At 41.5% G+C, this 17,113-nt stretch carries 13 protein-coding genes; 1 reads left to right on the forward strand and 12 read right to left on the reverse strand.

All coding sequences use genetic code 11. The annotated features are described in order from the left end of the window. Positions 1-50: 50 nt before the first annotated feature. The 10 genes from epd to GWI58_RS15100 form a co-directional block, all read right to left on the reverse strand. Positions 51-1,070, reverse strand: a complete 1,020-nt coding sequence (gene epd, locus GWI58_RS15055; protein ID WP_004244954.1) for an erythrose-4-phosphate dehydrogenase — start codon at positions 1,068-1,070, stop codon at positions 51-53. Between the two features lie 258 nt (positions 1,071-1,328). Further along, positions 1,329-3,323, reverse strand: coding sequence for a transketolase (gene tkt / locus GWI58_RS15060; protein WP_004244955.1), 1,995 nt, complete (start codon positions 3,321-3,323; stop codon positions 1,329-1,331). Positions 3,324-3,659: 336 nt separating this feature from the next. Next, positions 3,660-4,046, reverse strand: coding sequence for a transcriptional regulator (locus tag GWI58_RS15065; RefSeq protein ID WP_227201502.1), 387 nt, complete (start codon positions 4,044-4,046; stop codon positions 3,660-3,662). A gap of 62 nt (positions 4,047-4,108) precedes the next feature. Beyond that, positions 4,109-5,236, reverse strand: a complete 1,128-nt coding sequence (locus tag GWI58_RS15070; protein WP_088206792.1) for an ABC transporter substrate-binding protein — start codon at positions 5,234-5,236, stop codon at positions 4,109-4,111. A gap of 10 nt (positions 5,237-5,246) precedes the next feature. Continuing rightward, positions 5,247-6,458, reverse strand: coding sequence for an MFS transporter (locus GWI58_RS15075; RefSeq protein ID WP_110229800.1), 1,212 nt, complete (start codon positions 6,456-6,458; stop codon positions 5,247-5,249). Position 6,459: 1 nt separating this feature from the next. Beyond that, the gene (locus tag GWI58_RS15080) at positions 6,460-7,617 is read right to left on the reverse strand and encodes an NAD/NADP-dependent octopine/nopaline dehydrogenase family protein (protein ID WP_110229799.1); all 1,158 of its coding nucleotides are present in this window, start codon (positions 7,615-7,617) and stop codon (positions 6,460-6,462) included. Further along, positions 7,614-8,630: a PLP-dependent cysteine synthase family protein gene (locus GWI58_RS15085; RefSeq protein WP_017628302.1), complete on the reverse strand. Its 1,017-nt coding sequence runs from the start codon at positions 8,628-8,630 to the stop codon at positions 7,614-7,616. The genes GWI58_RS15080 and GWI58_RS15085 overlap by 4 nt, the downstream gene beginning before the upstream one ends. 11 nt (positions 8,631-8,641) lie before the next feature. Beyond that, complete coding sequence (locus tag GWI58_RS15090) at positions 8,642-10,045, reverse strand: Y4yA family PLP-dependent enzyme (RefSeq protein ID WP_094959605.1); 1,404 nt, start codon at positions 10,043-10,045, stop codon at positions 8,642-8,644. A gap of 11 nt (positions 10,046-10,056) precedes the next feature. Continuing rightward, the gene (locus tag GWI58_RS15095; RefSeq protein ID WP_094959604.1) at positions 10,057-12,168 is read right to left on the reverse strand and encodes a TonB-dependent receptor; all 2,112 of its coding nucleotides are present in this window, start codon (positions 12,166-12,168) and stop codon (positions 10,057-10,059) included. A gap of 31 nt (positions 12,169-12,199) precedes the next feature. Further along, positions 12,200-14,062 carry an IucA/IucC family protein gene (locus GWI58_RS15100; RefSeq protein WP_094959603.1) on the reverse strand — a complete coding sequence of 621 codons (1,863 nt, stop codon included), beginning with the start codon at positions 14,060-14,062 and terminating at the stop codon, positions 12,200-12,202. A gap of 213 nt (positions 14,063-14,275) precedes the next feature. Between GWI58_RS15100 and GWI58_RS15105 the strand changes: the two genes are divergently transcribed. Continuing rightward, positions 14,276-15,112 carry an HpcH/HpaI aldolase/citrate lyase family protein gene (locus GWI58_RS15105; protein ID WP_094959602.1) on the forward strand — a complete coding sequence of 279 codons (837 nt, stop codon included), beginning with the start codon at positions 14,276-14,278 and terminating at the stop codon, positions 15,110-15,112. A gap of 70 nt (positions 15,113-15,182) precedes the next feature. Here the strand turns inward: GWI58_RS15105 and GWI58_RS15110 are convergent, their stop codons facing one another. Together GWI58_RS15110 and GWI58_RS15115 are read right to left on the reverse strand one after the other, a co-directional pair. Next, positions 15,183-15,977 (reverse strand): ABC transporter ATP-binding protein, encoded by a 795-nt coding sequence (locus GWI58_RS15110; RefSeq protein WP_094959601.1) that lies wholly within the window; start codon positions 15,975-15,977, stop codon positions 15,183-15,185. Continuing rightward, positions 15,977-17,059, reverse strand: coding sequence for a FecCD family ABC transporter permease (locus GWI58_RS15115; RefSeq protein ID WP_094959600.1), 1,083 nt, complete (start codon positions 17,057-17,059; stop codon positions 15,977-15,979). The genes GWI58_RS15110 and GWI58_RS15115 overlap by 1 nt, the downstream gene beginning before the upstream one ends. Positions 17,060-17,113: the final 54 nt, after the last annotated feature.

The following is a 17,113-nucleotide window of genomic DNA, read 5'->3' on the forward strand; positions in this document are numbered from 1 at the left end:
GCGCATTATCACATAATGTGCTATTGCTGAGTACCGTCATTAATACATGATTATTTAAAACCAGTTGCAGCCATAGCTAACGTCGTATCAAGCATTCGGTTAGCAAAGCCCCATTCATTATCACACCAGACTAACGTTTTAATCAGATGCTGCCCACTGACTCTAGTTTGTGTACCATCAACAATGGCACTATGAGGGTCGTGGTTAAAATCTGTTGAGACTAATGGCAATTCTGTGTAATCCACTATACCACGAAATGCGCCAGTTGCTGATTTTTGAATTAACTTATTGACATCTAACACATTTACAGCATTTTTTACCGTGACACTTAAATCAATTGCTGTCACATTAATTGTAGGAACTCGTACAGAAATTGCCTCGAAATGATCTTTAAATTTCGGGAAAATCCGTGTAATACCGGCAGCTAATTTGGTATCAACCGGAATAATCGATTGTCCTGCGGCTCGTGTACGACGTAAATCTTTATGATATGCATCAATAACAGGTTGATCATTCATCGCAGCATGGATTGTCGTCACTGTACCTGACTCTATACCAAAAGCATCATCCATCATTTTAATAATCGGGATAATACAATTTGTGGTACAAGAGGCATTAGAGACGATGCGGTGCTGTTTTTTCAGTTCATGTTGATTAACACCGAATACCACCGTAGCATCAAGATCTATCGTTCCCGGATGAGAAAAGAGCACTTTCTTTGCCCCTTGTGCAATATGCGCCTCACCATCGGCACGAGATCCATAAACGCCACTACAATCAAGTACCACATCAATACCTAACTCACCCCAAGGTAAGTCTGCAATATCGGCATGATGGAAAAGACGGATTGCATCATCACCTACTTGCAATAAGTCATTATTAACACGAATATCCCAAGCAAAACGACCATGGCTTGAGTCATATTTAAGCAAATGAGCAATACCTGTCGCATCAGCCAATTCATTTATTGCAACAACGCTTATTTCAGCCCGCTTTCCAGATTCATAAAGCGCTCTTAACACATTACGCCCTATTCGACCAAAACCGTTAATAGCAACTCTAATTGTCATGTAACTTCCTTGATAACTCGTAATTACGCAACCGCTTAGAATAATCGAGCAATTGACTAATCAACAACGATAAATCAAGTAAAACTAAAAAATGTGCGGTCACCGACATTTTTAGTGCAACTGAAACGGTTCAGCTTATTGGTATTCAGATTACGAGAAATGAGAGAAAATCGCAATAGCAAAAAAAGGGGGAAGCATAAAAAAAGAGCACATCTGAGAAATTATTCCCAAAAATGTGCTCTTGTTAACATTTATTGATTATTTAAGTAGAGTTTTTGCCTGTGTAACCACATTTTCAACAGTAAAACCAAACTCAGCAAACAGTTCGTTTGCAGGAGCAGATTCACCGAAGCTATGCATACCGACAATCACACCATCAAGACCAACATATTTAAACCAGTAATCCGCGATACCCGCTTCAATAGCAACACGAGCTTTAACCGCTGCAGGTAATACTGCTTCACGATAATCAGCATCTTGTTTATCAAATGCATCTGTTGCTGGCATTGAAACCACACGAACTTTACGGCCTTCTGCTGTTAATTGATCGTAAGCATTAACAGCTAATTCAACTTCAGAACCCGTAGCAATAAAGATAAGTTCAGGTGTACCGTCACAATCTTTCAGGATATAACCACCCTTCTCGATATTAGCCAGTTGCTCTGGAGTACGTGGCTGTTGAGCAAGGTTTTGACGAGAGAAGATGAGCGCAGTTGGACCATCTTTACGCTCAACAGCGTATTTCCATGCTACTGCTGACTCAACTTGGTCACATGGGCGCCATGTACTCATATTTGGTGTTACACGCAGACTTGCCATTTGCTCAACAGGTTGGTGAGTAGGACCATCTTCACCTAAACCGATAGAGTCATGGGTATAAACAAAGATACTGCGGATTTTCATCAGTGCAGCCATACGTACCGCATTACGTGCATATTCCATAAACATCAGGAAGGTAGCGCCGTAAGGAACAAAACCACCGTGTAATGCAATACCATTCATAATGGCAGACATACCGAATTCGCGAACACCATAATGGATGTAGTTACCGGCTTTATCTTCATTTAATGCTTTAGAGCCAGACCACATAGTTAAGTTACTTGGTGCAAGGTCAGCAGAGCCACCCATAAACTCAGGTAAAACTTTACCAAACGCTTCTAATGTATTTTGTGATGCTTTACGGCTAGCAATACTCGCTGGGTTATGTTGCAACTGCTCAATAAAGGCTGTTGACTCTTTTTCCCAATTTGCAGGTAATTCGCCAGACATACGACGTTTAAATTCAGCTGCTAATTCAGGGAATTGTGCTGCATACTCAGCAAATTTAGCGTCCCACGCAGCTTCTTTTGCTTTACCAGCTTCTTTAGCATCCCACTCTTTGTAGATCTCTTGTGGAATTTCAAAAGGACCATACTCCCAGCCCAGAGCTTTACGAGTTTCTGCAATTTCTGCATCACCTAATGGTGAACCGTGAGAATCGGCAGTGCCTGCTTTATGAGGAGAACCAAAACCAATAGTGGTTTTGCAAATTAACAGTGAAGGCTTATCAGTAATTTGTTGTGCGGTTTCAATCGCAGCTTTAATACTCGCTGCATCATGACCATCAATACCACTAATCACATGCCAGCCATACGCTTCGAAACGTTCAGCAGTATTATCAGTAAACCAACCATGTACTTTACCATCAATAGAAATGCCATTGTCATCGTAAAATGCAATCAGTTTACCTAACTGTAAAGTACCTGCTAAAGAGCATACTTCGTGAGAGATACCTTCCATCATACAACCATCACCCATAAAGGCGTAGGTGTAGTGATCTACGATATCGTGACCAGGACGGTTAAATTGAGCCGCTAATGTGCGTTCTGCGATCGCAAAACCTACTGCGTTAGCAATCCCTTGACCTAAAGGACCCGTGGTAGTTTCAACACCTGGGGTATAACCATATTCTGGGTGACCCGGTGTTTTAGAATGCAGCTGACGGAAATTTTTTAGATCATCTAAAGAAACTTGATAACCAGACAGATGTAATAAGCTATAAATCAGCATTGAAGCATGGCCGTTAGATAAAACAAAACGGTCACGATCTGCCCAGTGAGGATTAGTTGGATTATGATTTAAAAAATCACGCCATAATACTTCTGCAATATCAGCCATGCCCATAGGTGCACCAGGGTGCCCTGATTTGGCTTTTTGCACTGCATCCATGCTTAAAAAACGGATCGCATTTGCAAGGGTTTTACGAGTGGTCATTTTCTACTCCAAGTCGGATAAAAAGCATCTAGATAGCTGATTCTCTCAATGCGGGCAAAAAACCGCAATATAAAAAATCCACAAAGGTGGCTATCGTAATCAGTGAAAATCAATAATTCTTTGATTTAAACAGCATTTATTACGATAAACGCGGGAAATAACATTACACCACCACATTGTTGCGCAACAAAAATGAAAAATGACTTTTATTTGCGCAATTAAGAAGTATCTTATTAAACCTTAGCTTGATACGACTAATCAAGCTAAAATTACGTTGCTGTTTTATCCATCAAATCAAATAAATACTAAGCTATTTAATTTTCCCGCTGTTAATGGTCACCTACCAACACCTAACTTGAAAACATTCAGATGATTACTGGCTATTTTTTCAACTAACTGTTCAAGCGGAAAATTAACGGCCGGAAGGCTTGGAGAAAATAGATGTCGAGTAGTTTTATAAGGGAAAATATTACCTTGCTTTAATATCTGCTCCCTTATTCTTAATGGGCTAAACGCTCGTCCATTCTGCCAATCATACACAGTTATGCGTGTATCAGTGTAATCAAGCAACACACAAGGAATATAAGTGAGAGCAAGATGATGAGCGACTTGATACCTATGATTACCGTCCATAATAATTCCGGTCTCTTTTTCAATGGGTATAGGTGTTGTCCATCTTTGGCAACGAACTATTTCCTTAGTTAAAGCTTCAACATGAGCCATGTTGACTTCTTCTGAAGGACGGAGCAAGGCAATGGGATATAACACGACATCATACTCCATATTTACCTCCCCTCTTTTTCCAAATCAATCATATATCCCGGCTGATATGAGATGGGTAGAAATTCTTGATGTAAACGACGGAATGTGTCATCAGGATCAAGATCAGCAAATAATTGGGGATGTATCCACTTAGCTAGCTGCTGGATAGCAATAACATCATAGGGACTATTATAAAACTGATGCCAAATAGCAAAAAATGCGCCACGACGGCGAGCATTACTATCAACATAAGCAGGGCGAGTTGTAAACCATGCGAGTCGATGTTTAGATTGTTGAATATTAATCCCCGGCCCAAGTGGGATCCACTTTCCACCCGGCACAAATGCCTGAAAATTGCCGCTGGTAATAATCACAATATCGGGATTTGCAACAACCACTTTTTCTGGATTTAGCGTAAAAAAGGTTCCCGGAGCAAGATTGTCAGCAATATTATCCCCCCCCGCTATTTTAACAAAACGGCCAAAACTCCCTTTACCAAAGGTCATACAGCACTCTTCTGAATAGCCCCCAAGACGCTCTAAAAATACTTTTGGCAATGTCCCTTGTAATTGTTCAACTCGAGATGTCACTCGTTGTAACTCTTTATCACGGAATGTTAAATAAGCTTCTGCGCGATCTGGTTGGCCAAATAATTTACCAAATAACGTCACTGTTGGAGGAATGTGTGCAATAGGATCATAGCGAAAGTCGACATAAACAATGGGAATACCCGCTCGGGCTAATGCTGCTTCGTGTCCAGCATCAACAATAGTATTGCGTGCGTCCATATTCATGATGATGACATCAGGTTGCAGATTAATCGCCTGCTCTATATCAAACGTTCCTTGTTCGCTGCCACCAAAGGTAGGGATTTTTGCCAACTGTGGAAATTGTTGTCGGTACTGCTGCCATGTGGCAGGATCGGACTGTATTAAATCTTTTCGCCAAGCGACTATCCTTTGTGCTGGATTTTCTTTATCAAACATAGCCACTAAATAAAGCTGTCGTCCTTCCCCCAAAATGACGCGCTGTACCGGTAATTTGACATTCACGGTTCTGCCAAGTAGATCAGTAACAGGTGTTACAACTTGCTGTGAGTAAGCCATTGATGAATACAACAATACAATAGAAAATATAAATCGTAATATCATGATTAATAACCTATTTTTTGTTAGTGTTTTTTGAAGAATAACTCATTTTCAGCGTAATAATTAAAGTAATGCAATACATCACCGCCACACATAAAAACAACGTGGACAACCCAGGCCAAACAAGTATTCCGCCCCCCAGCGCAATACCAACAATAGAGGCAAACTGGCTAATACTTTGCACCAGCCCCAAAATATAACCCTGTTTACTTTCAGCGGTTGAGCGAGATATCAATGCGGTTAATACTGGCGTTGTTGCCCCAAGAAGAATGCCCCACAAAAAATAAAGTCCGATAAACCAGCTTATTTCTCTTACTGCTGCTAGCAGTAAGGTCACAATAAAACATCCCGCAATGATCCCCACCATTCGATAGAGTGCGTGAGATATGTTGTGTGCTTCAAACCATCTTGCCCAGAGGGCGGCTGAGACAATCACACCTGTAGCCTGCAATCCGTAAGCGACCCCTGTTAACCAGTTAGGGGCATTAAATACGCTACTGACATAAAGAGAAAAAGGGGTTTGTGTGATCATGCGGCTCACTAATAACAAACCCAGTATGGTAAGTAAGCCCACAATGACGCTGTGGTTAATTGATGATATCGCTTTTGCTTTATTTGTTGAGGAAGTGACGCAATTGGATGAAGCGTGGCGCGGTAAATCATTCGGTAGTATGAAAAAAACCAGTAGTGCACATAACGTACAAATGATAAATGCCCCGAAGTTTATCCAAAAGAAACTCAGTAAATCGAGGATCGCCCCACCAGCAATGGCTCCAGCTAACGATCCTGCATTGGTAGATACTTGTAACCATGCCAAAAGCCGAATACGTTGTGCTATGGGGATCATGGCAATACCATAAGCTTGAGCAGGTGCAATATACCCCGCACAAGTTCCCTGTAAAAAACGTAGTAGCAGTATTACCCAGACATCATTGGCAAAAGCGAGCCCCAATTGTGTTAATGCAAGCCCCATCAGTGCACGGATCATCATCACTTTATTGCCAGTTTTATCGCCTATTCGTCCCCAAAAGGTACTGGTTAGCATAACGCCCAACATAGGTGCGATATACACGCCGGTTCCCACGATACTCAGTAGCTCTGTCGACGCCATACTTTCGAGATGAAGCGGCCAAAAAGGACCACTCATTTCCATTGCTCCCATTGAGAGTAGCTGTACGATAAATAAAAACTGGACAATAAAAATGACACTGCCGGTAACACGCATACTATTTCACCCTTATTATTGGCCAATCCATTGGGATCTGAGGGTGAGGCAGATTTCCTCCCATATAACCACAACACCAATCATATATTTCTCTTATATAGGGTGTTGGTACTCGAAGACGTTCCCCAAGAGCAACAAGAAGCGCTAGTCCATAGGCAATGTCTTCCTGAAAAACCCGATGTTGTTTGTCAAAAATATAACCATGGGATTGTGCTGTAGAAATAAGAGGTAAAGGAATACCCTGATAGGCCTTATTCGTTCGCAACACACTGAGTAATGTTCGCGGATCAGCAATTGAGCCCGCATATGCTGCTACTATTTCCTGCTGTAATGGCTGCACGGAACTGAGATTAATCCCCAATACAACTTCTGCTTTATTACATAACGCTTGATTCTCCCTATCACAGCGGGCAAGAAAATAAGCACCCAACTCAGGGCAATCGTTCCACCAACATGGAATGCTCTCAAAAGGCCTATTGTGCCACTGTCCCCATGGACCGATAAGGCCATAGATAACAGAGCTGTGCATAATAGGATTTCCTGGCGTTAGGGTAATTTCTAGATAATCGGTCAGTAGCGTAATAGGTGAGTCATAAAGTTGTTTGAGGTAATTGAGAAGAAGATTGGTATATTGCGGTTTTTCTCTTCCATGCACAGCTACATAGAGTTGTGATTTTCCGCCCCCCATTCTGACACTTTTTCCCGGTTGTAGATCAAATGCAATATGGGGAACATCTTTCATTCCCCATATAACAATATTGGGTGCATCGCCTAACGTTTTTTCAGCCAGCCAGTCAAAGCCAGCAAAACCGGGAATGGCGCCCACAAAGATGTTTTTATGTTTCGGCAGTATTGGCACCATACGTTGAAGTAAACTTTCACGTACATGACTTGGTGTCGTAATAATGATGATATCTGCCTCAGAGCACGCCTCATCAATGGCTTCTGTCATCCTAACCGAACGGGTTTTAATAACTTGACCATCAGGCATCACCGCCTGAAGTTGATGATCATTTTCTTTATATGCTGTCACAGTTTCTGAGCGACTGCTGTAAAGAGTGACGTCAATCGCAGGATTTAAGCTAAATAAAATTGCCGCAAGATGCCCCGTTCGACCGGCTCCACATAGTGTTACTCTCAATTTCTCATTTGGGATCATCTGCTATCCCCCAAACAAGTTGGCAAAGAAAACCAATTATCAAGTTGTTCCCAGACTGACTCCGATATTAAATTTCGCTCTTTAAGCCATGTGTCATTAAAAATTGTCTGCAGATATTTTTCACCACCGTCAGCCATAGCAAGTGCAACATTTCCGCAAATTGTACTATTGTTAATCAACTCCAGCGCTTTATATACCACTCCCCCTGTAGAGCCACCAACCAGTAAACCAAAACGACGAGCAAGGTAACGAGCTGTTTCAAAAGCACATACATCAGAGACTTGTTCGCCATAATCAATACAACTGTAATCCAACACTAACCCCACTGTATCGCCTTGTGGGGTGCCTGTACCTGATTGATAGTATGGTTTACCGGGTTTTCCGAATACGATGGAGCCTTCCGGCTCTACGGCAATGGTTACAAGATCTGGATTGTGAACCCTTAATCCATGGGCTATCCCTGTCATAGAGCCACCCGTACCTACACATCCAACCCACGCATCAATTTTGCCAATCTGACTAATAAGTTCACGTACCAGATCTGCATATCCTCCCGCATTGGCTGCATTATCTGATTGATTCATAAAGATAGCGCCGGGAATTTCATTGGCTATTTCAGCCGCCATACGTTGGCGCTCCACAACAGCAACTTCATTTTCACCATAGTCGCCTTTAACGTAGCGGATCTCAGCCCCCAAAGCGCGCATGATAGCAATTTTATCTTGGGCAGCATGGTGATCGACCACCGCGATAAATCGAAGCCCAAATTCGATAGCAGCGATTGCCAATCCAATGCCCGTATTTCCTGATGACGACTCCACAATTGTGCTACCAGGCTTGATCTTTCCAGATTTCAGTGCCGCAACAACCATATTTCTCGCCATGCGATCTTTCATACTGCCTCCGGGATTATTTTTCTCCACTTTGATATAAAGACGCGTATCCGATTGCAGTAGCGGTAATTGAATGATAGGAGTATTACCAATTAAATCAGTTACTTTGCTAAAAACCATATTAAAAGTCCTTAATTATCAATGGTAAATATAGGTTTTTGATGTGAGTTTATGACCGCAGTTAATCTTGTGGGCAACGGATGCCGATGAAATTGATTTTCCAGTAAATCCATTTGGTAACCTGCGGTATTAGCAAATATCAGTAAATCACCTGGCTTTGGTAGGTGTGCAAAAGCGATCAAACGATTGGTGATAACATCGTCGTCCAAACAGCTATGACCTGCAATCCAAGCATTTCCAGCAGAAGAAAGTGGCTGATGGTTATTTCGATAAATATGGAGAGGATCACTTAAGAATTCAGAATTAAACCACGTTTCACATGCACTAAAACTAGTTCCTTCGACAAAAATAACGTGTCCGACATGATCATATGGACGAACTCGACAGACACGAAATACACTGATCGCACTTTGATTAACCAAGCTCCTTCCGGGTTCAAGGCAAAGTGTTAATCCTTCCTCAATTAATGCATCACAAACTCTTTTACCTGTGGGATCGGCTCCAGTTAGAAACTCAGTGAGCCACCCTTGGGCATTTATCTCTCCACCATATGGATAGAAAGAATCAGGAATTCGTCGAGTACGATAGTCTTTATGTGTTTGCGTAGAGAGCCATTTCTTATAACAATGACTATCTACATACTGAACAGGTAACCCTCCCCCAATATCGATAATATAAGGGGAGTAACCCAAAGCACGTGCGTAGCTAATCAAGGGTAAGGTATCAAAAAAAGCCTTGATCCTAGATACCGAAGAGTAACCACTAAGATGGAAATGGAATCCATCAACCTTTACTTGGTCACTATAATTAAGTTTCTCAAGCGCTGTCATGATCTCAGCGGATGACATACCAAAACGACTGATATGATTAGACTCAGGACGAAAACGCAGCAGTATACTTATACGTCCTGATGGACTTATCCACCTTGTAGCAAGGTGGATAAGCTCGTCCATTTCCTCAATAGAATCAATAACAATCCGTGCCCCTTGCACTATTAACGCCTGTAAAAACGCCGTTGTTTTTGCAGGGCCTGTGGCACACAACTCTGTACCTTTACATCCCGCACGAATAGCATCATTGAGTTCATATAGGCTAGATACATCCGCCCCAGTTCCCGCAGCAACAGCGGCTTGTAATAATGACTGTGATTTATTGACTTTAACCCCATAATACAAATTGGTTTGTATACCAAATGTTTTGGCGACTTCGACCATGGCATTAACGTTCTGCTCCACAGTATGAGGCCAGACAATATTAAGGGGTGAACCATATATCTGTGTTAAATGAACAAGGGTATCAGGGGATGTCTCCAACCAACGGATAATAACCGGATCGATATAAGGGGGTAATACTTGGGTTATAGCGATCTGCCAAGATTCATTTGCTCGGTAATAAGTATTTAACAACGAAGACATATGGAACCCTCTTAGAAGTCAACACTTACCGAGGCAAGGAAAGTACGTGGTGCTCCCTGTGCAATAGTGGTATATGACGCGACACCAGACCAGTAATGGTGATTAAATAGATTCTGTACATCAAAACGGAAAGTGGTAGGCGCACCATAGACACGTGTTTTATAGGAGGCTCCCATATCTACCGTTGTCCAAGGATTGATAGACTGTGTATTTGCCTGATTGACATATTGCTTTGCGCTATAATTGACATAACTGTTTAATGACAACCCATGCAAAATAGGAAGGTCATATTCCACCCCTACATTTGCTTGTAGAGGAGAAACGCCAACGGGTTTGTTACCACGGATATCAGATTTAGGCGATTTGATAAGTTCAGCATCAATAAGAGAAAGATTGCCTGAGATTTGTAAATTATCCAGCACCTGCGCTGAAAGGTTAACTTCAACGCCACGATTTCGTTGCTCACTATTAGCATTAAATATATTATCAGTGCTGTCGATAGCACCACTAGGCTTGGTTATCTGGAAAAGAGCCAAGCTGCTTTGTATTCCCGCGTTATCATACTTAACCCCAACTTCGTACTGTCGCGAGCGATAAGGACGCATCACTTGGCCGGCATTTTTTGCAAAACTCGGGGCTATATCACCTTTGCTTAACCCTTCAATATAGTTGGCATAGAGCGAAACAGACTCTAAAGGATGGTAAACCAGCCCCAACATTGGCGTCACCGCTGATTCATCATAAGTGGCCGAACGCTGTCCATTAGCCATAAAGTTATCGGCCTGTACTCTTTGCAAACGTATCCCGGGGATAATATCCACACTGCCATTCAATATGGTCATGGTATCCGAAACGGCAAAGCTAGTTAATTGACTAGAAGATACTTTGGGGACGCTTGCTGGAGATGATGGTAGGGTAACATCGACTTCTGATGGTGAATAAATATTAGAACTCACCTTTTGTTTTCCTACATTACCCGCAACAGCAAGACGGTCATGATAATAGCTGGCCTGTAATGTCATCTGATGATCAATGGCGCCCGTTGAAAAGTAACTTCTAATACCGGTTTCAAAAATATAACGATGTACATTAAAGCGATAATTAGTGATTGCCGATTCGACATCCCCATTATCGTTAATAATCTTTGGGGTTTGCTCAGAGATACGTGAAACGATTGAACGACCACCACCTGCATTCATGAAGAGTGTTAGATTATCGTTAAGCTCGTATGAACTGTGCAGTAATACGCCCTGATCACGGGTGTTCCACCACATCCCTTTTTGGGCAATATTCCGTCGACCATTAGGCGCCTTAGGAACATCGATACCCGCTAAGACAATAAAAGGGCGATTAGGTGATTTGACATATTGATATTGATCGAATAAATCAACTGAAACGGTGAATCCATCTTTTCCATAGTCAAGAGCGAGTGCACCTAATGCCGTTTTTTTATGAGTATTATCAAGCGCCAGATCTCCACCACTACCACCACCATTAAATCGGACGCCCCACATTTCACCGTCTGGGGTTACCCACAATTTACCTACATCTATATAGGCACCAAGTTGATTATCAGATCCCCAAGTGGTAGTAATCTGTTTAGTTCCCTGACGAGTAGGTCTTTTCGTCACGGCGTTAACGACACCGCCAACACCGCCATTGGGGGAGATACCATAAAGCCCCGCCCCAGGCCCTTTTAGTAATTCTATTCGCTCTAAATATTGAGGTAATAACTGATAATTTGGCGCTACACCATAAACACCATTAAGGGCAACTTCACCAATATTACCTTCTCCGATAGGGAATCCTCGGATCATAAAGGAATCAAGAATACCACCTGACGGAGATGTCACTTGAACGGATGGATCATCTTTTATTACATCGCCAAGTGTTTTAGCCTGTCGTTGCTCAATATATTTCGAGGTATATCCCTTAATACTAAATGGAATATCTTGGATATCTTTATTTCCCAATAAACCTATGTTGGCTTGTTGTGATAACCTACCTTTAGTTTGGGAGTTAACGCGCTCTGCGTTAACAATAATTCTCTCTTCCGCGCTGACGAAATCAGGAATTAAACTTGCTGCAATAGTCAATGCTAAAAAATGTTTGTTTGTGATCATTATTATTCTCTCAGATCTTAGAGTTATCTACTTATTCACCAGCTAACGGATTGTTAAGTCCATGCTGAAGACGGTAATCAGTATATTGCTGTAAATGCATGCTCATTAATGAGCGGGTATACCAAGGGTGGTGGAGAAAATGTTCACGCTCTTTGTGCCAAAAATCCGCCTCTACTCTGGGTTGAAGTGCTTTAAACACAAGTTCAAGCTCTTCGCCGATCACAGTCCATATGCGGGTATCAGGGATGTCATAAAGTTGAGTTAAACAAAGCGCAATTTCATGTAAATGACTGACAAGACAGGCGTCTACAACGAAGGTTCTGACAGGTTCAATATCATCTTCAAACACCGTGGGTAAAATGCCGGGCCAGATATAAGGTTGAAGCTCATAACCTTGCTGACGCAGTGCTGGAGCCCAACAGCGTCCATCACCAAAATCACGAATAAGCATGGTGACCGCACGACCGGAATCATCAAATAAAACTTGCGTATTTTGTTGGTGTGCCTCAAGGGCAATGCCATAAATTAAATACATCGCTAAAACCGGTTTCAGTATGACTTTGGTATAATTACGAAACCATGTTTCAGGTAAGTCGCCTGATAATGCGATCAGCTCGCTGATAAGGGGTTGGGGTTTATGTGGGAGCTCAGTAAATAATGATGCAACTGTGATAGCGATTAAATTATCGTTTCTTTCCCATGCTTGCGTATCACGAAATACAACCGAGAGAAACTTACCTTCAGCGTCATCCATACGCACGTTATGACGAAAATGCCACGCCACTTCTTCTCGGAAAAAGTCCAGCTTGCCATCAAAATCCTTATCCACCCGCAAAATATCCTCAATAATCGTACTAATACGTGGCCCCATATGAATAGATTTGGCTTGAAGGCTGCGCATTTCGCTAGTCATCCAGATAGCAACAGGTAATTTGATAAAGGGTGATCTAGATGCGGTAGGAAGCATGGTTCTAAACGACATGGATGCCGCGGTCTCAAGTTGAGGGCCTAATGGTAGAAGAATGCCTTCATCTATTTCTTTTGAGAAATGCGCAATGATCCAGTGTTCAAGATGCCAAGGATGCAGAGGAATAGGTAACCATTTTTGTGGGTTTTGGTGTTGACTTGTAAGCCACTCACACCATTTATTCCAAACGGTTGGAAAAGCCGATGAAAACCATTGATGGATATCCTGAATATGGGGCATCTTCTCACAATAAACCATATCGGTTTGTATGGCTGCTATACGCAGATTAACTCGTGCACCAAATTCAGCTGATAGTGCAACAATATCATCATCGCTTAAACCGGGTCTAGACTTCCAAGTTGGGTAATAAGAATGACCTTCAAGAGCGCCCCACTGATCGAGAAAAGTTGCACCATCACGCCGACTGTAATGACGAGTTATCCATTCAATAAAACAAGATGTTCCCTCTTGTGCCATCTCATTAGAAATCGTATCCCGCCACTTTGACCGATGTGCTCTAGCTAATCGATCATTATGGATACTGTTTGCTACATCTTTATTGAATTTTGTTATTCCCTCCGTTGTAGGGGTGAAACTAAGCTCGTTTTTCAGTATCTCCATGAGTTCTTCATGGGATTGCACCATTCGGTGGCGCCCATCCATTGATTTAAGGATAATATCACCGCGATGAATAACGGTATTTGCAGGAAAAACGGTCGTTTGATTAAATTGAAGGATATGTATCCCATCAGAAAGCGGGTACTTAACGTTATTTTCATCATTAAAAACTTGCAGTTTATTATCATCCAATAATTTTTCTGCAAAAAGACAGCGAATGATACGAGCAAGGGCATTACGTGTTGAAAAATCTGTTTGTATAGCAGTTTGTTGCCCTGCAATACTTTTTTTCTCTACCGTCTCCATCATTTTTCTCCCAAAGAAATAAGGCTTAAACAATTAATTTAAATTTATCTATCTTGGGGGGTTACTTAACCTTTTTTTACTTTTTCGAGCGTCTTGAAAAAGGTTGATGAGTAAGCTACCATCAGAAAATGATGATGTAAATAATAATCAATCTCATTCTCATAATTATTCGTTTTTATGGAAGATACATTATATTTATTACTAAGGTAGGTAAATATGAACGAAGAGATTAGCTATCTGTTTGTCCCTGCTAATAAAAAAGTTATGATTTCCAAAGCGTTAACTTATGGTGCAAATGCGATCATTCTTGATCTTGAAGATGCGGTTCATCCTGATGAAAAACCGCTCGGACGTGACAACATTCAAAATTGGCTAACGACAATAAATAACACCATCATTAACACCAGTATATATATCAGAATAAATCATCCTAAAGAGAAAGAATTTAAAAACGATGTTGATCTATTAAATTCATTAAATGAAACGCTAATGACAGGAGTAATGATCCCAAAACTGGAAGATGCGGAAATACTTTCCTATATAAAATCAAAACTTCATCTGGCTATATCAAAGCGACCATTTATAGGTATTATAGAAACAGCGCGTGGAGTGCACCATTGTGAAGAGATTGCCAATAGTGGTGTAACAAGATTAGCATTCGGCTCATTAGATTACTCACTAGATATTGATTGCCAACAAACAGCAGAAGCGTTGCTATACGCAAGAAGCCGAATCGTTATCGCTTCACGCATTGCCAACCTCATCTCCCCTATTGACTGTGTCACCCCTGAATTTTGCACACCTAATACATTATTAATGGATGCCAACCATGCTCGCGCTCTTGGATTTGGCGCTAAACTCTGTATTCATCCAGATCAAATAGATATTGTTAATAAGGCATTTAAACCTACTGAGGAAAAAATTAAATGGGCACAAGAAGTGGTTAAGCAATCAACAGCCAGTTATGCTTTTCAGATTAATGGGGAGATGATTGATTTACCTTTAATAAAACAAGCCACGCGTATTATCAATGGTAAATATAAACCAAATTGAATCGATCAAAGACCACTCAAATAAGTATAGTCATCATATCAAATACAATTATTTGAGTGGTTTAAAAATGCTATGTATCATTTATCATCCCATCAATTAAGACCTGGGGATGGCCTCTAGAGCATCGTTCAATACGGGCGCTAACGCGATAAACATCGGCGAGTATTTCTGGTGTGATCACCTCAGTTGGTAAACCATTGGCAACTAGCTCCCCATTTTTAAGCATTAATACATACTCTCCATGGCGTAATGCAATATTAATATCGTGAACAACAACCACAGTAATCATATTACGTTTCTTGGTTTCTCTCGCGATTAATTCCATCACATGAAACTGATAATTAAGATCGAGCGCGCTGAGTGGTTCATCTAGCAATAATAAACTTGGTCGTCGAATAAGTGATTGAGCAAGCCCCACCAATTGTTTTTGCCCACCGGATAACTCATCAAGATATCGCATAGCTAAATGTGAAATTCCCAGCTGTTCTAATAGATCTATAACTTGATCATTCGCTGAATGAGAACGATGTTTACCTAAAGCTCGTCTTGCAACCAGAATTGACTCCAAGACACTCAAATGAACACCCGCAGGTAGAGTTTGTGGCAAATAAACCACCTGCTCTGCTCGTTTAGAAAAAGAGAGGGAGAGTAATTCATCATCACCAAGAAAAAGCTTTCCTTGTGCGCTATTAAGCCCAGCAAGCGCTCTTAACAACGTCGATTTACCACTGCCATTAGGCCCCAAAAGAACAGTAATTTTCCCTCGTGGAAGCAGTGAGACCGTTAATTCTTTAATTATTTCTCGCTTCGAATATCCCGTAGAAAGCTTTTCAATACGCAACCCAGCATTTAATCCCGTGTCCATTATATTCTCCCGCGATGACGCAAAATGATACTAACAAAGAAAGGGATACCCACAAGAGAAGTCACAATTCCCACCGGAATAATCACACCAGATAAAAGGTTTTTGGAGACTAAAGAAGCTATCGATAATACCAATGCGCCAATAAGGGCACTTGCGGGCAAATAAAAACGATGATCTTCGCCAACAGTCATCCGAGCAATATGAGGAGCGACTAATCCAATAAAACCTATTGGGCCAACAAATGCCACCGCCAAGGCAGAAATGATGCTAATACGAAGTAATGTTGTTAGGCGTAAGCGTCTGACGTTGATCCCAAAGCTCATCGCACGATCTTCCCCTAGACAAAGTGCCGTCAGTTTCCAAGCATTCATCAATGACAAGGGGAAGATTATCACTAATACAACCAATAAAATGTATAACTTATCCCACGATGCCCGATTAAGGCTACCCATTGTCCAGAACACTAATCCCTGAAGCGTATCTTCGTTAGCGATAAATTGCATAATGGAAACGGCAGCATTAAAAGTAAACACTAACGCTATGCCAAAGAGAATAATTCCAGAGGTAGAAACTCGCATCCAACGTGAGATAAAGTCCAGTAACAACGTTGCCAGTAATGCGAAAATAAACGCATTAACTGAAATAAACCACTGTGCAGGAACCCCCGGAATACCAATTCCTAAAACAATCGCTAAAGCAGCACCAAAAGCAGCGGCAGAAGAGACGCCAAGCGTAAAGGGACTTGCCAGCGGGTTATTGAGTATAGTTTGCATTTCAGCACCCGCTAACCCGAGTGACATTCCAACAACAACCGCCATAAGGGAGTAAGGTAGCCTGATATCCCACACAATAACCCGAGTGCCAGCATCGGCAGTTTCTGGCGATATTAGTGTATTCCACAGTTCAGTCAGCGATAATCCTGAAGGCCCTAAAGTAAAATCAAGGATCAAAACGCTACATAACACGCCCCCTAATATCGTTAAGTAAAAGAAACGACGAAGTATCTGTCGCTGATATTCCTTCACTATATTTGCTTTTGTTGTTTTACTTGAGTGTTGTTTAGACGCTCTATTTTCGCTCATGGAATGTTAGCCTGTTAGTTACCCCACGCTAGGTATAAGCGATATTATAGCAAG

Source organism: Proteus sp. G2674 (assembly GCF_009915195.1).
Taxonomy (GTDB): Bacteria; Pseudomonadota; Gammaproteobacteria; order Enterobacterales; family Enterobacteriaceae; genus Proteus; species Proteus mirabilis.